Genomic DNA, 4658 nt, shown 5'->3' with positions numbered 1-4658 from the left:
AAAGCAAACGCCCCAGACATCATGGGATGCTGGGGCGTTCAAATAAGAGCCTGGCGATGACCTACTTTCACACGGGAATCCGCACTATCATCGGCGCAAAGTCGTTTCACGGTCCTGTTCGGGATGGGAAGGCGTGGGGCCAACTCGCTATGGTCGCCAGACGTAACTGGTTGAGTTACGACGGTGGTCTGTCATGACTCTGAATTCGATAGAAGAAGCTTTACTACTTTGAACTGCGATCGACTCGTTCGTCCATCGCCGCCCACTCAAATTGGTCTTGTCCTACTGGATTTGATTGCACTGCAAACCGCTACGCGCAACGCGCTTCAGGTTATAGGATCAAGCCGCACGGGCAATTAGTATCGGTTAGCTTAACGCATTACTGCGCTTCCACACCCGACCTATCAACGTCGTGGTCTTCGACGACCCTTTAGAGAGCTCAAGGCTCTAGGGAAATCTCATCTCGAGGCAAGTTTCGCGCTTAGATGCTTTCAGCGCTTATCTCTTCCGCATTTAGCTACCCGGCGATACCACTGGCGTGATAACCGGTACACCAGAGATGCGTCCACTCCGGTCCTCTCGTACTAGGAGCAGCCCCCCTCAAATTTCCAACGCCCACTGCAGATAGGGACCAAACTGTCTCACGACGTTTTGAACCCAGCTCACGTACCACTTTAAATGGCGAACAGCCATACCCTTGGGACCGGCTACAGCCCCAGGATGTGATGAGCCGACATCGAGGTGCCAAACTCCGCCGTCGATGTGAACTCTTGGGCGGAATCAGCCTGTTATCCCCGGAGTACCTTTTATCCGTTGAGCGATGGCCCTTCCATACAGAACCACCGGATCACTATGTCCTGCTTTCGCACCTGCTCGACTTGTCGGTCTCGCAGTCAAGCCACCTTGTGCCATTACACTATCAGTACGATGTCCGACCGTACCTAGGTGACCTTCGAGCTCCTCCGTTACACTTTGGGAGGAGACCGCCCCAGTCAAACTGCCTACCATACACGGTCCCCGATCCGGATAACGGATCAAGGTTAGAACCTCAAACACACCAGGGTGGTATTTCAAGGACGGCTCCATGCGAACTAGCGTCCACACTTCAAAGCCTCCCACCTATCCTACACAAGTCTGTTCAAAGTCCAATGTAAAGCTACAGTAAAGGTTCACGGGGTCTTTCCGTCTAGCAGCGGGGAGATTGCATCTTCACAAACATTTCAACTTCGCTGAGTCTCAGGAGGAGACAGTGTGGCCATCGTTACGCCATTCGTGCGGGTCGGAACTTACCCGACAAGGAATTTCGCTACCTTAGGACCGTTATAGTTACGGCCGCCGTTTACTGGGGCTTCGATCAAGAGCTTGCACCCCATCACTTAACCTTCCAGCACCGGGCAGGCGTCACACCCTATACGTCGACTTTCGTCTTTGCAGAGTGCTGTGTTTTTGATAAACAGTCGCAGCCACCTTTTCACTGCAACCTCTTCACGCTCCACGAGCAAGTCGCTTCACGCTACAGAGGCACACCTTCTCCCGAAGTTACGGTGTCAATTTGCCGAGTTCCTTCTCCTGAGTTCTCTCAAGCACCTTAGAATTCTCATCCTGCCCACCAGTGTCGGTTTGCGGTACGGTCAATTCTTGGCTGAAGCTTAGAGGCTTTTCCTGGAAGCATGGGATCAATCACTTCAGTCTCAATGAGACCTCGTCATCACGCCTCAGTGTTAAAGGGGGCCGGATTTGCCTAACCCCCACACCTACACGCTTAAACCGGGACTTCCAACACCCGGCTGACCTACCCTTCTCCGTCCCCTCATCGCACCAAGAATCGGTACAGGAATATTAACCTGTTTTCCATCGACTACGCTTTTCAGCCTCGCCTTAGGGGCCGACTCACCCTACGCCGATTAACGTTGCGTAGGAAACCTGGGGCTTTCGGTGAACGGGCTTTTCACCCGTTTTAACGCTACTCATGTCAGCATTCGCACTTCCGATACCTCCAGCAGCCTTTACAAGCCACCTTCACAGGCGTACGGAACGCTCCCCTACCATATGTGTAAACACATATCCGCAGCTTCGGTTCATAGTTTGAGCCCCGTTACATCTTCCGCGCAGGACGACTCGACCAGTGAGCTATTACGCTTTCTTTAAATGATGGCTGCTTCTAAGCCAACATCCTGGCTGTCTATGCCTTCCCACCTCGTTTTCCACTTAACTATGCATTTGGGACCTTAGCTGGCGGTCTGGGTTGTTTCCCTCTTGACACCGGACGTTAGCACCCGATGTCTGTCTCCCAAGCTCGCACTTGACGGTATTCAGAGTTTGCCATGGTTTGGTAAGTCGCGATGACCCCCTAGCCATAACAGTGCTTTACCCCCGTCAGTGATACTTGAGGCACTACCTAAATAGTTTTCGGGGAGAACCAGCTATTTCCAAGTTTGTTTAGCCTTTCACCCCTATCCACAGCTCATCCCCTAGTTTTGCAACACTAGTGGGTTCGGACCTCCAGTGCGTGTTACCGCACCTTCATCCTGGCCATGGATAGATCACTTGGTTTCGGGTCTACGCCCAGCAACTCATCGCCCTATTCGGACTCGGTTTCCCTACGCCTCCCCTATTCGGTTAAGCTCGCTACTGAACGTAAGTCGCTGACCCATTATACAAAAGGTACGCAGTCACCCCTTACGAGGCTCCCACTGTTTGTATGCATCCGGTTTCAGGTTCTATTTCACTCCCCTCCCGGGGTTCTTTTCGCCTTTCCCTCACGGTACTGGTTCACTATCGGTCGATTACGAGTATTTAGCCTTGGAGGATGGTCCCCCCATCTTCGAACAGGATTTCTCGTGTCCCGCCCTACTTGTCGTACGCTTAGTACCACCATTGTCTTTTCACCTACGGGGCTATCACCCGCTATGGCCAGCCTTTCCATACTGTTCGGTTAAAACAACGACTATCACGTACAGGCTCTTCCCATTTCGCTCGCCACTACTTTGGGAATCTCGGTTGATTTCTTTTCCTGCAGCTACTTAGATGTTTCAGTTCGCTGCGTTCGCCTCACATGACCTATGTATTCAGTCATGGATACACCAAAAGGTGTGGGTTTCCCCATTCGGACATGTCCGGATCAAAGCTCCATTGCCAGCTCCCCGAACCTTTTCGCAGGCTTGCGCGTCCTTCATCGCCTGTAATCGCCAAGGCATCCACCAGATGCACTTATTCGCTTGATCCTATAACCTCAAACACGTCAAGGTCATAGCATGTTTGCATGCTTCACGAACCGCGTTTTGGCCCGCTCCACATCGATACAATCAAACCCAATTTAATTCTAAATTTGAGTCTTGCTTCTTCTATCTTGTTAAAGATCAAAATACAGAGATAATTCTCGTCCAACTGAAGCAGTCAGAACACAACATACTGATTAACAATTAGCATGCTGACTTCTGAATACTGATAACCGGTTGTTTCGATTGGCTCACCCACAATGCACAATTCAAACCCCAAACCACTGGTTTTAAATTGCCCACCGCAAGGTGTGGTGGAGGTTGACGGGATCGAACCGACGACCCCCTGCTTGCAAAGCAGGTGCTCTCCCAACTGAGCTAAACCCCCATCGAATAGAAATCTGGTGGGTCAGATAGGAATCGAACCTATGACCCCCGCCTTATCAAGACGGTGCTCTAACCGACTGAGCTACTGACCCAGCATTCCAACCGAGTCCGCAGCCAAAAGGCCACGTCTCCGTATCTTTAACCTACAGCCGATGAGTGTGGATGCTTGAATCAGACTTTCTCTGAAAGGAGGTGATCCAGCCGCAGGTTCCCCTACGGCTACCTTGTTACGACTTCACCCCAGTCATGAATCCTACCGTGGTAACCGGCCCCCTTGCGGTTAGCCTAGCTACTTCTGGTAAAACCCACTCCCATGGTGTGACGGGCGGTGTGTACAAGGCCCGGGAACGTATTCACCGCGACATGCTGATCCGCGATTACTAGCGATTCCGACTTCATGCACTCGAGTTGCAGAGTGCAATCCGGACTACGATCGGTTTTCTGGGATTGGCTCCCCCTCGCGGGTTGGCAGCCCTCTGTACCGACCATTGTATGACGTGTGAAGCCCTGGTCATAAGGGCCATGAGGACTTGACGTCATCCCCACCTTCCTCCGGTTTGTCACCGGCAGTCCCATTAAAGTGCTCAACTGAATGGTAGCAACTAATGGCAAGGGTTGCGCTCGTTGCGGGACTTAACCCAACATCTCACGACACGAGCTGACGACAGCCATGCAGCACCTGTGTTCGAGTTCCTTGCGGCACCCCCAAATCTCTTCGGGGTTCTCGACATGTCAAGACCAGGTAAGGTTTTTCGCGTTGCATCGAATTAATCCACATCATCCACCGCTTGTGCGGGCCCCCGTCAATTCCTTTGAGTTTTAATCTTGCGACCGTACTCCCCAGGCGGTCTACTTCTCGCGTTAGCTGCGTTACTAAGGACCGAAATCCCCAACAACTAGTAGACATCGTTTAGGGCGTGGACTACCAGGGTATCTAATCCTGTTTGCTCCCCACGCTTTCGTGCATGAGTGTCAGTATTAGCCCAGGGGGTTGCCTTCGCCATCGGTGTTCCTCCGCATCTCTACGCATTTCACTGCTACACGCGGAATTCC

2 tRNA genes and 3 rRNA genes are annotated in these 4658 nt (G+C 52.0%); all 5 read right to left on the bottom strand.

The features are described from left to right. Window positions 1-48 precede the first annotated feature (48 nt). A 5S ribosomal RNA gene (gene rrf / locus BR41_RS21610) occupies window positions 49-161 on the bottom strand. Window positions 162-335: 174 nt separating this feature from the next. Then, window positions 336-3224 (bottom strand): 23S ribosomal RNA (locus BR41_RS21605). Window positions 3225-3530: 306 nt separating this feature from the next. Beyond that, window positions 3531-3606: transfer RNA gene (locus tag BR41_RS21600), tRNA-Ala, on the bottom strand. 14 nt (window positions 3607-3620) lie between these two features. After that, window positions 3621-3697 (bottom strand) — tRNA-Ile (locus BR41_RS21595). Window positions 3698-3790: 93 nt separating this feature from the next. Continuing rightward, window positions 3791-4658, bottom strand: a 16S ribosomal RNA gene (locus tag BR41_RS21590); the annotation flags it as partial.

This window comes from Andreprevotia chitinilytica DSM 18519, assembly GCF_000711875.1.
GTDB lineage: Bacteria > Pseudomonadota > Gammaproteobacteria > Burkholderiales > Chitinibacteraceae > Andreprevotia > Andreprevotia chitinilytica.
The sequence above is the reverse complement of the archived record's forward strand: the minus strand, read 5'-3'. Positions and strand labels throughout refer to the sequence as shown.